This window comes from Zobellia uliginosa (genome assembly GCF_018860745.1).
GTDB classification, from domain to species: Bacteria; Bacteroidota; Bacteroidia; order Flavobacteriales; family Flavobacteriaceae; genus Zobellia; species Zobellia uliginosa_B.
Window position 1 is genome coordinate 523557 of record NZ_JAHKPY010000003.1, and the last position, 16529, is coordinate 540085.

The following is a 16529-nucleotide window of genomic DNA, read 5'->3' on the forward strand; positions in this document are numbered from 1 at the left end:
TTTCGGAAATATAGTTAAAATATTATGGATTTTATTGAAAATCCCGCCCTTTGAAGTGAATTTATTTTAATAGGATAAAAAGAGGAACTACCATCTGCTTTCAACCCATTCTATCTGTTCTTCTTTTGAGAAAAAAGACCAAGCTACAATACGGCTAGATTTGTTACCTGTACCCATAGGAATTGTTTTGATCTGCGTGGCTTCAACTTTTTCCAATAATTTATATATCCTTTTAAGATTGGATTCTTTTGAAACCAATGTTGAAAATACATAACAATTTTTGGCAAATTTTCTACTCTCCCAAATCATATTTTCTATAAACCTGGATTCTCCGCCATCATAGATAAGTTCATTGCTAATACCGGAAAAATTAAGTTCAGGTGTTTTTACTTTTTTACCGGATAGGTTTTTTATTTTTCTGCGGGTTCCTTTCTGTGCTTCTTCAATTGAAGCGTGAAAAGGAGGGTTACTAATTACTATATCGATTTTTTGCTCAGGTGATAATACACCTTTAAAAATATCTCTGGAACTCTTTTGTAACCTGCACTCAACTTTGCCTCTAAGGGATGGGTTAGAAAGAACAATTTCCTGTGCGGATGCAATGGATTTTGGGTCAATATCAGAACCATAAAAGTGCCAGCCATATTCCGTAACCCCAATAATTGGGTAAATACAACTAGCACCCACACCCACGTCAAAGCAGGATACTTTGTTGCCCGTAGGGATATTTCCAGAATTAGTGCTGCCTAACAACTCGGCAATATGATGAATGTAGTCTGCCCGTCCCGGTATAGGTGGACATAGATTTTCTTCCGGAAAATCCCAACATTTTATGCCGTAATAATGATTTAACAATGCTTTGTTCAAAAGTCTAACCGCCTTGGGATTAGAGAAATCAATAGATTCTGCTCCAAATTTATTAAGTTTAATAAAACCTTTTAGCTCAGGATTGGTAACTTTTAAAGCCTCTAAATCATATCTCTCCCTATTTTTGTTTCGGGCGTGCAGTCTAGCTTTATCCTTGGGCTGTTTTTCTGAAGACATAGAATATTTTAGTTTTTAGTAGTGCGTATATTGGCAGTACTTGCAAATAAATGGAATTCTTTTGGTTTTACGATTACTACACGTGCTTTATACTGCGTACTATCTATATTTATGTGAACCAAACCTACGGTGCTGTGGAACAAAAAAAACAAATTGGAGCAAAATTAGGGTGATAAATAAATACCCTATTTTTGCACCAGGTTGACTAAAACTACGGTTAGGTAAACTAAAAACGGAAAATTAGATTGAGGTTATTGAAAGCCGATTTTAAAAAAGAGCTAATCATCATTTCCAAAAGGAAACATAAATATTGTGAGTTTGGATTCCATTAAAGATTTAGAATGGCGCTATGCCGTAAAAAAGTTCGATTCGGAAAAAATACTTCCGCAAGAAAAAATTGAATGTTTAAAACAAGCCTTCAACCTTACTGCTACTTCATATGGTCTGCAGCCTATTATTTTGGCGGTTATTCATAACAAAGAGTTGCAGAACAAACTAGTAGAGCATTCGTACGGTCAGAAGCAGGTAGTCCAGGCTTCCCATGTATTGATTATCTGTATTCAGAATGATATCAATGAGGCTTACATTAACCGGTATTTTGAACAAGTGAAAAAGGTAAGGGGCACGAGCTCGGACATTTTAGACCCATTCAAAAATGCGCTAATGGCAGACTTCTCTAGAAAAGAAGTTCGCGAGATTGAGCAGTGGTCCAAAAATCAAGCGTATTTAGCATTAGGAAATTTACTAACTGTATGTGCTTTGGAAAAAATAGACTCATGTCCAATGGAAGGCTTTGTTCCTTCTGCCTATGATGAATTATTGGGTTTAAAAGAAAAAGGGTTAACTTCTGTTTTGGTTCTTCCCGTGGGCTATCGTGCTGATGATGATATGTTTTCAGAATTAAAAAAAGTCCGTAAAAACATTGAAGAAAGCATTATTGACATTAATTAACGTTCTTCACCTAACACCTAACACCTAACACCTAACACCTAACACCTAACACCTAACACCTAACACCTAACACCTAACACCTAGAATAAAATATGCCAGGATTTGAATTATTCGGAGACAAGGAACGTCAACAAGTAAATGATGTATTAGACTCAGGAGTACTAATGCGTTATGGTTTTGATGGTATGAGAAACGGTCACTGGAAAGCCCTTGAGCTAGAAAAATCGTTATCCGAAAAAATGCAAGTGAAACATACCCAATTAGTGAGTAGCGGTACTGCAGCTTTAACAGTGGCGTTAGCGAGTGCTGGTATTGGTGCAGGTGATGAAGTTATTATGCCCACATTTACATTTGTTGCCAGTTTTGAATCTATTTTAGCAATTGGCGCTGTCCCTATTTTAGTTGATGTTGATGATACATTGGCATTAAGTCCGGAGGCAGTTGAGAAAGCTATTACAGAAAGAACAAAAGTGGTGATGCCCGTACACATGTGTGGATCAATGGCCGATTTAAAGGCTTTGAAGGCTATTTGTGTCAAACATGATTTATTGTTGTTGGAAGATGCATGTCAGGCTATAGGAGGTACTTTTGAAGGAAAGCCATTAGGAAGTTATGGCGATTTAGGTTGTTTTTCTTTTGATTACGTAAAGACGGTTACCTGTGGAGAAGGTGGAGCTGTAATTACAAATAATGATACCTATAAAACCAATGCAGATCATTATTCCGATCATGGCCATGACCATGTGGGTAAGGATAGGGGAGCGGAGACACATCCATTTTTAGGATATAATCATAGGATTTCAGAATTACACGCAGCAGTTGGTTTGGCGCAAATTAAGAGATTAGATGAATTTCTGGCCATTCAGAAAAAAAATTATTCGGTCTTAAGGGAAGCAATTCAAGATTTACCAAATATAACGTTTAGAAAAGTTCCTAGAGGAGGCGAAGAGAGTTATGCCTTTTTAAGTTTTTTTCTTCCAAATACCGAAACGGCTAAAAAAGCACATTTAGCATTAGGTAAAGCTGGTGTAGATGCTTGTTTTTATTGGTTTGATAACAACTGGCATTACTACAGGGAATGGAAACATTTAATAGAAAAAAAATCTTTGGGCAGATTACCTGTGGAAGTTCAAAAGCAACTACCGGACTATTCAAAATCGGATTTTTCAGCATCCGACAAATGGGTGGGACGTACCATTTCATGCCTTGTGAAATTGGGCTGGTCTGAGGAAGAAGTCCGCGAGCGATCCAAAAAAATGGCAGAAGTACTTTCCAAACTGTAAGTTGATAAATAGAAAAATATCCTGTTATTTTTTATAACCTACAAAAAAGGTTTCAAGAACTAATAGCTATATTTAGTTCTTAATAAATGTATATAGAACCAAAAACAAAATACAATCCGCATTATGAACTTAAACAATTATTCTCTCTTCTTAGCTGCTGCAGCATTCTCACTGCAAGTAACAGCTCAAAAACACTCTAGCACTCCTCCTGAAGTATCGCCAATGCCCATGGAACCTCAGATGACAGAAATCTGGGAACCAGAAGTAAAAGTAGTTACACCGGCAAAAGTATTGGGAGATGCTCCTTCTGATGCCATTATATTGTTTGACGGTAACAGCCTTGATCAATGGGTAAGTCAAAAAGACAATACAAAACCCGCACCATGGAAAATTGTGGATAATGACCATTTTGAAGTCGTGCCTGGTTCTGGTGGCATTAGCACAAAAATGAAGTTTGGTGATTGCCAACTGCATATTGAGTTTAGCGCGCCAGATAAAGTTGAGGGAGAAAGCCAAGGAAGAGGTAATAGTGGCTTGTTCTTGCAGAACAGGTATGAACTTCAGATCTTAGACTCGTATAACAATAGAACTTACCGTAATGGACAGGCGGGTAGTATCTATAAAGACCATGCTCCTTTGGTTAATGCTATGCGAGGCCCATTAGAGTGGAATACGTATGATGTAATCTACAGAGCTCCAAGATTCAAGACAGACGGTAGATTAGACTCAAAGGCTGAAATTACGGTGCTGCACAATGGTGTTTTGGTTCAAAACCATACCGTAATTAACGGTAATACTTTTTATATTGGTTTACATAATTATCCTTCTGCTCATGGAGATGACGTTATTTCTCTACAAGATCATGGTAACAAAACTCAATTTAGAAATATCTGGTTAAGAAAATTGTAGGCCATAGAATTTTTAATGATTTTCTTTTGCATAATAGTCTTTTAAACTATTAAAAAAACCTTCTGGATTCATACAAATCCAGAAGGTTTTTAAATTATAACTTTATATTAATCAAACAAAAAAACATCATATGCCCGATGTCACTACACTCATCGGTTTTAACGACTCTTTGTGTTTTTATAGTTTTTTTAAAGGCAATTTAGATAACCGCTAAATCAGTCAATAAAACACGCCATTTTCAAACAAAATCTTAATATCCTACGTATTCAACAATTTCTAAACCATAACCAACAATACCCACACGTTTGGTCTGTGGTGAGTTTGATAAGGCTCTCATTTTGGCGATGTCCAAATCGTGAAGAATTTGGGCTCCAATACCAAAATCACGAGCATCCATATCTATCTTAGGTGCTTTTTGAATACCTTCTTTTTGAAGTTCTTTTAACTCGGTTAAACGCGAAAGCAGATTAAGCGACTGAGCATCCTGATTTATAAAAACTATAGCACCTTTGCCCTCTTTGTTAATGGCGTTGAACATATCTTCAAGCTTGGCATCAGGATTGTTTGTGAGCGTGCCTAAGATATCGTTGTTTACCAAAGTAGAGTTGATGCGGGTCAAGACCTTTTCGGTCTTGTTCCAAGTACCTTTGGTTAAAGCAATATGAACATGATTGTTCGTAGTCTGTTGGTAAGCTCGTAAACGGAATTTCCCAAAACGGGTTTCAATATCAAAATCCTCCTTTTTAGCAATTAAGCTATCGTGCTCCATTCTATAGGCGACCAAATCTTCTATAGAAACTATTTTCAGGTCAAACTTTTTAGCAACTTTAATAAGTTGAGGAAGACGTGCCATGCTACCGTCTTCGTTCATGATTTCTACAATGTAACCAGCAGGTTTAAGACCTGCAAGCCTTGCAAAATCAATAGCAGCTTCTGTGTGACCTGTTCTTCTCAAAACCCCACCCTCTCTAGCAACAAGGGGAAAAATATGTCCGGGACGCGCCAAATCATGAGGCTTAGTGTCGTCTTGAGTTAGTGCAAGTACCGTTTTAGCCCTATCTGAGGCTGAAATACCAGTAGTGACACCACCACCACGTAAATCTACAGATACTGTAAAAGCCGTTTCCATTGGGTCCGTATTGTTATTAACCATCATATGAAGACCCAAATCTTTACATCTGCCTTCAGTTAGAGGAGCACAAATGAGGCCTCTACCATGCGTGGCCATAAAATTTACGGTTTCCGGGGTAGCCAATTCTGCGGCAGCTAAAAAATCACCTTCGTTTTCACGATTTTCGTCGTCAACAACAATAATGACATTACCCTTTCTAATTTCATCAATAGCCTCTTCAATAGTATTCAATTGAATTTTCTTTTCCATACTGGTAATCATTCTTCTTCATTTTTGTCTTTTCTAGAAAAAAGACGTTTGACAAAGTCAATAACATTCCCAAAATTCATCATTCCCTGGTCTGCTGTGGCTTGTCTTGTTAGATAAATACCTAAAGGTAACATAACCATTGAAGATAGCCATGCTCCGATTATAGGGTGAATATTGCCTTTATAACTATAGTTTTCAGCAAAGACACCTAAAAAGTAATAAACTAAAAAAAGTAAAATGGCAACTACCATTGGCAGTCCAATTCCCCCTTTACGTATGATAGCTCCCAATGGTGCTCCCACAAAAAACAAGATAATACATGAAAGTGCCAAAGCATACTTTTCATGTAAGGAAAAAATATGACGTCTGTGTATTTCGTATCGCTTGTTCAATTCTTGCTTTTTGCCATCAATTGAGGTCATAATACTAGAAACGGAGTTCTTGGCGCCGTTCATAACTTGAACTTTTTGCCAATCTTTAAACAAAGTTATTATATCCGTGGGAGGAGTTTTAACTGTAAACGCTTCTTTAGCTACTGTAACTGAGTCAATTTTATTCTGCGCTATAGTTTCATCGGAATCAATGGTGTTGACCGCATCAACTGCACTTTTTGAAGGCGATTTTTTCTTTGAAGCCTCTTTCTTCCGTAGCAATTCCATTTTTTTGGTAACTGCAGTATCCTTGGGAGTAAGAGGAATAAAACCGCCCATACGGTAAACAATGTTTTTTGAAAAGGCTTGAACAATCCTGCGGTTATCATCCTCAAGAGAATCCATATCTTTAAGCAATCGCGAGACATTTTTCATTTTCTCACGGTTAGAAACATTCTCCTCCTCAAGGTCTTGCTCCATTTCCGGGATTTCTATGTTCATCCGGTATATCTCAAAATCGGTATTGGTGAAAGGATATTTTCGTTTTTCAGTACTTTTGGTCTTATCCATGTCGCGGTAATCATGACCGTCACGTAATACCAATTGAATAAGCTCTGAATCTTCGCTACTGATAAGTTCGCCTGTTTTCGCTTTTATTACCGTATTATTGACGTTGGCAGCAGTTTTTTGATGGATAATTACGTTTTTCAAAAAGCGGTCTTTTTCCCCATACTTTTCATCAACTTTAATGCTCATTCCCTCAAAATCACTAAAAACGCCTTTTTCAATAGCTGCAGCAGGCTTTACTTTAGCAATATTACGACGCATATTGTAGATTTTCTGCTCTGAAGCAGGTATCACGCTGTTCGCGAAATAAAAGGTAACCCCTCCCAGACCCACCATGAATATTATAAGGCTAAGCATAGAGCGCTGCAGGGAAATACCTGAAGCTTTCATTGCTGCAAACTCATAGTTTTCGGCAAGTGTACCAAATGTAAGAATGGAGGCTAAAATAACGGTTAAAGGCAAAACCTTTTCTGTTAAGCTGGGCATCATGTAGAAGAAGAACTTCCCTATAATTCCAATATCCAGACCTTTTCCGGCAAAATCATCAATGAACAACCATATCGTCTGAAATATGAAGATAAACATCAATATTACAAACGAACTCAAAAAATTATAAAGGAACCGTTGTAATATATATCGGTCTAGAATTCTCAATGTGGCAATGTTAATTTCTTACTATGTAGTACCCGTCGTTTTTGTACTTCGCCTCATCAAAAGTAAACAAGGTTTTTGATAAAGGTTGGTCCGTTTTGAAAGAATTAACGGTAATGGTGGTTGTAGTACCATTTTTACCCGTTTCTATCAGTTTGTAAATATGCTTTGTTTCTGCATCAATACCCAATAGAATCGTCTTTATTTCAGAATTAGTGTCAATAGGAGTAAGCTTTACATATTGAATTTTTCTGCCATTCACGTTCTGCAGAATATCCATTTCATAGTTGTGTCCTTCTCTATAAAACGTTAACATTTTAGCGGGCGTAAGTGCATTTTCGTCTTCGGACTTATTTTCAATGGTCACTTCTTCATTTTCAGGGATGATGGTATATACCTTGGAACCATCAAATAATAGCGTAGTGCCAAAGAAATTACCAATGTATTTATCACCTTGTAAAGTAACGTCACCACGGGTCTCTTGATTTATACCAGCCTCGGAATTGTTAAGAACGTACTTAAAGTCAACATAAATATTGTCGTAGCTTTTTACCTTATTATAAACGTCTTCCAACAATGCTTTGGCTTTCTCCGAGTCCTGGGCAAAAATGGTATTTGATAGCGATACAAGGGCAAGAACTAAAAAAATCTTTTTCATTTTATGGTTTAAGTTAATAGCTCTTTTTATGAGCGTTCGTTGCTTAATAATTGGTCTAGGGCTATAAGGTCCGGCACCAAGACTTGTCTGGCTTTGCTTCCTTCAAAAGGACCTACTATACCAGCAGCTTCCAACTGGTCTACTATACGGCCTGCACGGTTATAACCTAATTTTAATTTTCGTTGAATTAGAGAGGCAGAACCTTGCTGTGCAGTAACTATAACTTCGGCCGCATCACGGAACAATGCATCTCTATCCGCTATATCAACATCAATACTTGTGCCAGAATCTTCGCCAGAATACTCTGGCAGTTCATGGGCATTGGGATAGGCTCTCTGTGAACCAATATACTCTGTAATTTTTGCCACTTCCGGGGTGTCAACAAAAGCACATTGAATACGGGTAACATCGTTACCTTGGGTGTATAACATATCACCCCGTCCAATTAGTTGGTCCGCACCCTGAGCATCCAATATGGTTCTTGAATCTATTTTAGAAGTTACCCTAAATGCTATTCTGGCAGGGAAATTAGCCTTAATTATACCGGTAATAACGTTTACGGAAGGTCTTTGCGTTGCAATGATCAAGTGAATACCAATAGCCCTTGCCAACTGCGCCAAACGTGCAATAGGGGTTTCTACTTCTTTGCCCGCAGTCATAATTAAATCTGCAAATTCATCAATGACCAGTACAATGTAAGGCAGAAATTTATGTCCGTCGTTAGGATTTAATTTCCGCGCCTTGAATTTAACGTTATATTCTTTAAGATTACGTACCTGGGCATGTTTCAACAGTTCATACCTATCGTCCATTTCAATACAAAGGGAGTTCAAGGTGTTTATAACTTTAGCGTTATCCGTTATAATCGCTTCTTCCGAGTCGGGTAATTTGGCCAAGAAGTGTCTTTCAATTTTATTATAAATAGAAAGTTCCACCTTCTTTGGATCCACTAATATAAATTTAACCTCCGCAGGATGTTTTTTATAAAGAAGGGAGGTAAGAACAGCGTTTAAACCAACCGATTTACCCTGTCCCGTAGCACCCGCCATTAAAAGGTGTGGCATTTTGGCCAGATCAACTACAAAGGTTTCATTGCTAATAGTTTTTCCAAAAGCAATTGGCAATTCCATTTCTGCCTTTTGAAATTTACTTGAGGCCACAACCGATCGCATAGAAACAATAGTTGCATTTTTATTTGGCACTTCAATACCAATAGTTCCTTTTCCGGGAATAGGCGCAATAATACGTATCCCTAAAGCAGCAAGTGAAAGGGCAATATCGTCCTCTAAGTTTTTAATCTTTGAAATTCTCACTCCAGCTTCGGGCACAATTTCATAAAGCGTTACCGTTGGTCCAATTGTAGCTTTAATTTGCGAGATACCAATCTTATAGTTTTTTAGGGTATCTACAATCTTATTTTTGTTTTCCTCAAGTTCCTCTTGGTTTATAGTGATACCACCAGTTACACCATGCTGGTCTAATAATTCAATAGTGGGGAATTTGTAATTACCAAGTTCCAGGGTAGGGTCGAATTCACCAAAATCCTCTACCAGCTTATCAGCTATGTTATCCGTCTCTTCCGGTTCTTCAACAATTTTTTCGACTTCCATTGCTAGTTCATCGGTCGTTTCTTCCTCAACAGGAACGGTAACCTCAAAATCATCAATACTAACTTCCTCTTTTATTGGAGGAATATCTTTTTTATGGGTATAGGTATCTAGTATTACCGGAGCTTCTTTCTCTGTTTTTTTGATGGATTCTTGAACATCCCTAACTGCATCCGATGCCTCTTTTGAAGTAGATTTCAACTCCGATTTTAAGGTAGAGGTTTTCTTCTTGAAAAAACGTGCCATTCCTTCCGGGGTAAAATGGAAGAAACGAACAAGTATAAAAATCAGTCCAAAAAGGAGGATGAGCACAACACCGATGTTTCCGGTGTAATCTCTCAAGAAATCATTCATTTCATAGCCTACAAGACCTCCTAATAGAGGTTTGGTATCTGCTAAAAATCCCAAAGCAATAGATATCCAAATCATGAAAATAAGACCCCAAATCCATTTTTTTAGGAGTCCTTTTTTTTCTAAGCTCAAAAAGAGATGCAATCCTGTAATGCAAACTAAAATAGTCAGGATAACAGAAGCTACTCCAAATCCTTTATAAACAAAGAAGTGACTTACACTAGCTCCGAATTTATTGAGAAGGTTTTTGGCTTGTTCATTTCTATTAGCGAATTCAGATAACAAACTTTGGTCATCTTGCCACGTGAAATAAAAAGACACAAAAGAAAAGAAGAGTGCCATACTGAAGAGTATCAGTAAGCTTCCTAATATAATCTTGTTCTTTTTGGATACCTCAAAGTTTGCCTTTTTAGGGGTTACTTTTTTTTTGGTTGTCGTTGTTTTCTTTTTGGCCATTACTTTTTTTCCACTGGGTGCAAAAATACGTATTACGAATTTTTTGGAGTAGGGATTACGAAAAGTCTTTTCGATTTAATAGTATACATACTCCTTAAATGTTGGTTATGGTTCTTTTGTTTCTTTATTTTCAGCATCTAAATTTCCGTCTAAAATGCGGTTCATATAATCCTGAACAAAGCCCTCTTCCATAACCTCCATCTTTTTGGTTTCTAACGGATATTTATCGGCAATGTTGTGTTCAAGGCCTTTATCTAAATTTTGGTAGAGTCCTAGGGTGTTTTCATCATCTCGGACCAGAATAAGGCTATCCCTCATAAAAAGGAAATTCGTACCCGTATTTGCTAAGGCGTAGGGCTTTTGAATACTGTCCGAAGTTAAGCTTCTTCCCCAGCTTCTAAACGGTTTCTGATATCCGGTAATTGTGGCCAATGTAGGATAAATATCTATTTGTTGGGCTAGACTATGGTCTACACCTTGGTACTTTTCATTGGGGTCAAAAATAAGAATAGGAACCGCATATCTATTAGCTGTTTTCTGATAGGCCTCATAATAGATTTGGTTGCCATGGTCTGCCGTAATCACAAAAACCGTATTCTTGTACCAAGATTCATTTTCTATGGTCTCAAAGAATTTTTTTAACGCAAAATCTGTGTACCCTACACATTGATGAATGTCTAAAGTACCCTTTGGGAATTTCCCATTGTATTTTTCAGGTATTTGATAGGGTGCATGCGATGAAACTGTAAATACAGTAGAGAAAAAGGGTTGTTGTTTTTTTGATAATACTTGGGCCGTATATTGAAGAAAAGGCTCATCCCAAATACCCCATATACCATCAAAGTCATCATCATTATTATATTCTGTTTTGCCGTAGTAATGGTCATATCCAAGAACATTTCCAAAACCCAAAAAGCCCATAGAACCGTTAGGTGCACCATGAAAAAATGAAGTATCATACCCCATGCTGTTTACAGCAGAGATAATGGATTCTATCTTTTTGTTCGCGTATGGAGTAGAAGTGTAGGCTATTTTAAATGAAGGAATACCGGCCAGTATGGAAGACATGGCATGAATGGATTTCCGGCCATTTGAAAAGGCATTCGGAAAAATTAAACTGTGCTGAGCGAGTGAGTCTATAAACGGAGTATAACCAACATAATCCTTAATATTCATCTCTTTATTAAAGCTGCCTAAATACTCACGACCAAAACTTTCTAATATGATTATAACCACGTTAGGTTTATTGGTCACCTTATTGCTATATTGTTTAATAGGGTGGAAGGTAGAATCAATAACAGCTTGGGGCACACCGCTGCGTCTTTTAAAGTCAGAAGATTTTATGGTTCTTATAAAAGCGAAAGGGGTGTTGAGAACAATATTGGCCTGTTCGGGATTTTTTACATGCCTACTGGCGTCTACCATATTAATTGGTCGCGTGCTATGACTAAAGTCTCCACGAATGCCGCCAATGGTTAATAAAGCTGTTACCAAAAGAGCAGCAATAGAACTTATGAAATACGGTAGTTTTTTTGGATAAGCTCTGTTTTTTACGGTAACTAACCTGTACAATTTAACCCAAATAATGGCGCAAATAATAAATATTAAAAATACGTGCCAATAGTCGATTATAAAAGAGATAAGCAACGCTTCTTTGTTTTTTTCGTTTTCAAGGGATTCAAAGGAGGCAAATGTGCTTCTGGTAAAAGTGTAGTTGTAATAAATGAAATCCACAAAGTTAGTGGCGAATGCAAAAAGGTTCGTTACCATGTATATCCACATGATTGCTTTCTGATACATTCCCGTGGTATTGATCCACAGAGGTAAGATACTTAAGGCTATGAATAATAAGTTAACGTAAAGTATGGCGGTGGTGTCAAAACTAAGTCCCCAAAAACTTAGAGTCAGAAATTCTCCAATACCGTCAATATTAAACAGGCTATGGTTATAAATATAGAATAAAAGACGCGCCACAAAATAGAAGATGTAAGCCAAAAATATGCGGTACAATGTTACGGCATATTCGTTTAATCGATATATGTTTTTAGGGTTCAGCAAAATGTGTTGTCTTTTTTACGAAAAATAACTTTCCTTTTCAGTAAGGATATAAGGCTTGCCTAGAATATTTTTGGCAAATAGATAATGCAACCAATAATAGTTGCGCCAATAGAAACGAGCATTACCGCTCCCGCTGCTACATCTTTTATGAAGCCAATTCTCGCGTCAAATTCTGGATGGATAAAATCGCAAATTTTTTCAATAGCGGTATTGGCGCCTTCAATACCCATAACTAGGGAAACCGCAAAGATTTGTAGAATCCACTCAGTGGCCGATATTTCATAATAAAACCCCGCAATAGTAACCACGATGGCCAAAAAAACCTGAATTTTGATACTGGCTTCCGTCCTGATCAAAAGAAGGGCTCCACGCATAGCGAAGCCCACACTTTTTATTCTATTTACTGCAAACGACTCTTCCTTAGGCATTGGCTAAAGCTTCTAAAGCTGCTTTGTAATTAGGCTCATCTACGGTTTCAGAAACTTGTTCGGAGTAAATAACGTTACCAGATTCGTTAACGACAACTACCGATCTAGATAATAAGGAAGCCAAAGGTCCATCCGAAAAAGCAACGGCATAATCTTTTCCGAAAGCTCCATCACGAAAGTCAGATAGCATTTCTACGTTTTTTATTCCCTCTGCACCACAAAAGCGTGCTTGTGCAAAAGGTAAGTCCTTGGAAACACAGAGAACTACTGTATTTTCTAATTCTGCAGCTTCTTGGTTAAATTGCCTAACCGATTGTGCACAAGTACCCGTATCAACACTAGGAAAAATATTCAGAACCACCCTCTTACCAGAATAATCCGATAGAGAAGCTGATGAAAGGTCATTTTTCGTTAATGTGAAGTTAGGTGCTTTGCTTCCGTTAGTAGGGAGATTTCCTAAAGTATGTATTTCGTTTCCTTTTAAGGTTACTGTAGCCATGATATATTCTATTTATATTGGTTGTGAAATTATAAAATAATGTGGTAATTAAAGGTGCACATTAAAAGAAATATCCTTTTAGCGAAGAAGAAGCTAAAAACAGAAAAGTGAAACAACACTATTGATTCAATTAAAAACCAAAAGTTGTTTCACTTTTTAACGCCTCAGAAAAATCCTGTTTATGAGGTTTATTTATCTATAGCACCCATTACACGCTGCATAAACTCATTCAAAGCCTCTTTTTGAGGTTTACCTTCTTTTATACCTTTTTGTACTTCAAGAGCGCCGTACATATTAGATATCAATTCTCCAATAACATCAAGCTCTTCGTCTTTAAGAGAAGGAACTTCTGTTAGGGCTTCTAGAGTTTCAATGGTCTCAACAACAAAATCCTCGTCGTTTTCAGCAATGAAATTGGTTAAATGCTTAATTACTGGAAGCTTCACTTATCAATTCTTTTAGAACATCATATTTGTTCGTTTGTACTTGATTTTTGAATTCGCCATTAGTAAAAGTAGCAAAAGTAGGCAGGTTGTCTACGTTAGCTAATTTTCTGCTTTCAGGGAATTTTTCCGCATCCGCAATTACAAAAGTAAAATCTTCGTGCGTTGAAGCTTCTTTTTTGAATTTAGGCTTCATAATACGACAGTTACCACACCATCCGGCAGAATACTGTACTATCACATTTTTTTTGTCCGCAATGATTTCTTGCAGATTATCTTGATCCAATTCCAATACCATAACTAAAAGGTTTAAAATTTGTAAAAATTAGTTGTGAAATGAACCGCGTGTATTTTGCTAATATGGCACCATACAAGCGGTTTTTTTTGTACTACAATTAGTTAGCGTGAGCAGAAAGGTAGTCAGCAACACCTTTTCTATCAGCTTTCATTGCATCTTTCCCTTCTTCCCAGTTTGCGGGACAAACCTCACCTTTTTCCTGTACATGCGTGTAGGCATCAATAAGACGTAAATATTCATTTACATTTCTGCCTAACGGCATGTGATTGATTCCTTCATGGAAAACTGTACCTTCTTCATCAATTAAGTAAGTAGCGCGGTAAGTTACGTTATCACCTTCAACAGTAACCACACCGGTTTCTTCGTTGTACTGCTCGTTGGTAATATCTAAAATACCTAGAGTTGAAGAAAGGTTACGGTTGCTATCTGCCAATAATGGGTAAGTAACACCTTCAATACCACCATTATCCTTATCTGTACTCAACCATGCAAAGTGTACCTCTGCCGTATCGCAAGAAGCACCAATTACCAATGTATTTCTTTTTTCAAATTCACCTAAAGCAGCTTGAAAAGCGTGTAACTCAGTTGGGCAAACAAATGTAAAATCTTTTGGGTACCAGAAAAGAACCACTTTTTTGTTGTTTTTCTGAGCTTCTTCTAAAACATTAATTTGGAATGTATCGCCTAGATCATTCATTGCGTTTACACTCAAATTCGGGAATTTTTTACCTACAAAAGCCATATATCTTAATTTTTTAAGTTTCAATTTCATTACAAAATTACATCAATATTGTGGCTAGGGAAATAATGTCTATTTAAAAAACTGATAGAAGAATAACTATTGTAAATGCTTAAGAAGATATGGTTGGTTTGTTGTTTTATCGATAAAATTCCATTGCAAATTTTATGCGATTGTCAGTCTGTTTAAGCAGGGCTGAGAAATTCATAATCTGATTAAAGAGTGAATTATAAATATTCTTTATGAAGGAATACTTTTTGAAGTCAATTGTTTGATTTTAATGTGAAAAGCGGCAAAAATTAAGGTCATTATCGGGCTTAACCAATTAAAAACGGCAAATAGGGCAAACTCTGCCGTGCCAACTCCCAAAACACTACTGTGATAAGCACCGCAAGTATTCCAAGGGATAAGTACCGAAGTTACCGTTCCAGAGTCTTCTAAGGTTCTGCTCAAGTTTTCAGGAGCCAAATTTTTATCCGCATAGGCTTTACTGAACATTTTGCCAGGTACCACAATGGCAAGATACTGATCAGATGCCGTAATATTCAATGCCAAGCAACTACCAACAGTGCTCGCAAATAGCCCAAAAGTTGTTTTGGCCATGACCAATAATGATTTGGTGATACGGTCCAAAGCACCAATGCCGTCCATAATACCTCCAAAAACCATAGCACATATAATCAGCCAGATAGTACCCAGCATTCCTGCCATACCGGATGCTGAGAATAGGTCATTAAGAGATTCGTTGTCTGTGGGTACGGATGTCTCTACGGTAATGGCCGTAAGGATACCTTCATAACCAGACTTGAACGTAAGCTCGTTGGCACCGGTTAAATGGGCCACTACATCCGGCTGAAAGATAAGCGCGAACAAAGCGCCTAACAAGGTTCCTATAAGCAACGCGGCCAAAGGTGGAGTTTTCTTTACTATTAACGCTACTACAATGATAGGCACCAGAAATAGCCATGGGCTAATATTAAAAGCCAGATCAATGGAGGTTAAAATTGAGTCTACATCAGCAGAACCCGCAGTATCAATTGTAAATCCAAGGATTATAAAGAAGATAAGTGTTATAGATATGGTAGGAACGGTTGTGTAAAGCATGTATTTAATATGCGTAAAAAGGTCACCACCGGCCATAGCAGGAGCTAAATTAGTGGTGTCGCTTAGGGGGGAAAGTTTATCACCAAAATAAGCTCCGGATAATACTGCACCTGCAGTCATTCCTAGAGAAATGCCTAGCGCATCACCAATACCAATCAGGGCTATACCCACGGTGGCAGAAGTAGTCCAGCTACTACCTGTGGCAACAGAAATAATGGCACAGATAACAACGCAAGCGGCTAAGAATATAGTCGGATTCAAAACCTGGAGTCCGTAATAGATCATTGCGGGTATGATTCCGCTAATAAGCCAAGAACCAGCTAAAGCCCCTACCATTAATAAAATGAGCAGTGCGCCCGTCGTAGATTTTAGGTTTTCGGCAACTTCGGCTATCATTTGGCTGTAGGTCACTTTATTTAAGACTCCTACGATTGCCGCAACTGCACCGCCCATTAAAAGTATGAATTGATTGGAACCGCTAAGTGCATCGTCTCCAAAAACATAAACATTATAGGCAAGCATAGCTACCAGTGCCAGCACAGGGGTTAGTGCTTCCCAAATATTTAATTCTTTATTTTTTACGATATTTTCGTTTTCCCTGTGGTCTTCTGAATTTTGGCCTGTCATTAAAAACTGTTTAGCTATGAGGTAATATTACAATTTTGATAGGGTTTGTGCAACTTTTGTATAAATTGGTAAAGGATACCTTAAACCGGAAAATAGTGTTAATT

Annotated in this window: 15 protein-coding genes; 3 read left to right on the forward strand and 12 right to left on the reverse strand. The window is 37.5% G+C overall.

All coding sequences use genetic code 11. From position 1 onward, the window contains the following. Nucleotides 1–87: 87 nt before the first annotated feature. Nucleotides 88–1044 (reverse strand): 23S rRNA (adenine(1618)-N(6))-methyltransferase RlmF, encoded by a 957-nt coding sequence (gene rlmF / locus KO521_RS05950; RefSeq protein ID WP_215938986.1) that lies wholly within the window; start codon nucleotides 1042–1044, stop codon nucleotides 88–90. 318 nt (nucleotides 1045–1362) lie between these two features. On the opposite strand from rlmF, the gene KO521_RS05955 reads away from it, so the two are divergent. The 3 genes from KO521_RS05955 (at nucleotide 1363) to KO521_RS05965 (ending at nucleotide 4187) form a co-directional block, all read left to right on the forward strand. Next, on the forward strand, nucleotides 1363–1995 hold the full coding sequence (locus KO521_RS05955) for a nitroreductase family protein (protein ID WP_215938987.1): 633 nt from the start codon (nucleotides 1363–1365) through the stop codon (nucleotides 1993–1995). Nucleotides 1996–2087: 92 nt separating this feature from the next. Beyond that, nucleotides 2088–3278 (forward strand): DegT/DnrJ/EryC1/StrS family aminotransferase, encoded by a 1191-nt coding sequence (locus KO521_RS05960; protein ID WP_215938988.1) that lies wholly within the window; start codon nucleotides 2088–2090, stop codon nucleotides 3276–3278. A 123-nt stretch (nucleotides 3279–3401) separates the two neighbouring features. Further along, the gene (locus KO521_RS05965) at nucleotides 3402–4187 is read left to right on the forward strand and encodes a 3-keto-disaccharide hydrolase (protein WP_215938989.1); all 786 of its coding nucleotides are present in this window, start codon (nucleotides 3402–3404) and stop codon (nucleotides 4185–4187) included. Between the two features lie 250 nt (nucleotides 4188–4437). On the opposite strand, the gene ribB is transcribed toward KO521_RS05965, so the two are convergent. The 11 genes from ribB to nhaC all read right to left on the reverse strand — a co-directional run bounded on the left by ribB (nucleotide 4438) and on the right by nhaC (nucleotide 16425). Continuing rightward, nucleotides 4438–5580 (reverse strand): 3,4-dihydroxy-2-butanone-4-phosphate synthase, encoded by a 1143-nt coding sequence (gene ribB / locus KO521_RS05970; protein ID WP_215938990.1) that lies wholly within the window; start codon nucleotides 5578–5580, stop codon nucleotides 4438–4440. Beyond that, nucleotides 5577–7160: an LptF/LptG family permease gene (locus KO521_RS05975; protein ID WP_215938991.1), complete on the reverse strand. Its 1584-nt coding sequence runs from the start codon at nucleotides 7158–7160 to the stop codon at nucleotides 5577–5579. Before KO521_RS05975 ends, ribB begins: the two co-directional genes overlap by 4 nt. A 10-nt stretch (nucleotides 7161–7170) precedes the next feature. Beyond that, complete coding sequence (locus KO521_RS05980) at nucleotides 7171–7815, reverse strand: LolA family protein (RefSeq protein WP_215938992.1); 645 nt, start codon at nucleotides 7813–7815, stop codon at nucleotides 7171–7173. 26 nt (nucleotides 7816–7841) lie between these two features. After that, nucleotides 7842–10229 carry an FtsK/SpoIIIE family DNA translocase gene (locus KO521_RS05985; RefSeq protein ID WP_215938993.1) on the reverse strand — a complete coding sequence of 796 codons (2388 nt, stop codon included), beginning with the start codon at nucleotides 10227–10229 and terminating at the stop codon, nucleotides 7842–7844. A 105-nt stretch (nucleotides 10230–10334) separates the two neighbouring features. Then, on the reverse strand, nucleotides 10335–12287 hold the full coding sequence (locus tag KO521_RS05990) for an LTA synthase family protein (RefSeq protein ID WP_252729886.1): 1953 nt from the start codon (nucleotides 12285–12287) through the stop codon (nucleotides 10335–10337). Nucleotides 12288–12346: 59 nt separating this feature from the next. Continuing rightward, nucleotides 12347–12715, reverse strand: coding sequence for a diacylglycerol kinase (locus KO521_RS05995; RefSeq protein WP_215938994.1), 369 nt, complete (start codon nucleotides 12713–12715; stop codon nucleotides 12347–12349). Beyond that, a complete protein-coding gene (tpx, locus tag KO521_RS06000) occupies nucleotides 12708–13214 on the reverse strand; it encodes a thiol peroxidase (RefSeq protein WP_215938995.1) in 507 nt (168 codons plus the stop codon). Before tpx ends, KO521_RS05995 begins: the two co-directional genes overlap by 8 nt. A 188-nt stretch (nucleotides 13215–13402) precedes the next feature. Next, the gene (locus KO521_RS06005) at nucleotides 13403–13660 is read right to left on the reverse strand and encodes a DUF6952 family protein (RefSeq protein WP_215938996.1); all 258 of its coding nucleotides are present in this window, start codon (nucleotides 13658–13660) and stop codon (nucleotides 13403–13405) included. Next, entirely contained in the window at nucleotides 13641–13955 is a 315-nt protein-coding gene (locus KO521_RS06010; RefSeq protein ID WP_215938997.1) for a thioredoxin family protein, read from the reverse strand. The genes KO521_RS06005 and KO521_RS06010 overlap by 20 nt, the downstream gene beginning before the upstream one ends. 97 nt (nucleotides 13956–14052) lie before the next feature. Continuing rightward, nucleotides 14053–14697 carry a peroxiredoxin gene (locus KO521_RS06015; protein ID WP_215938998.1) on the reverse strand — a complete coding sequence of 215 codons (645 nt, stop codon included), beginning with the start codon at nucleotides 14695–14697 and terminating at the stop codon, nucleotides 14053–14055. A 237-nt stretch (nucleotides 14698–14934) separates the two neighbouring features. After that, nucleotides 14935–16425 carry a Na+/H+ antiporter NhaC gene (gene nhaC / locus KO521_RS06020; protein ID WP_215938999.1) on the reverse strand — a complete coding sequence of 497 codons (1491 nt, stop codon included), beginning with the start codon at nucleotides 16423–16425 and terminating at the stop codon, nucleotides 14935–14937. Between the last annotated feature and the right edge of the window lie 104 nt (nucleotides 16426–16529).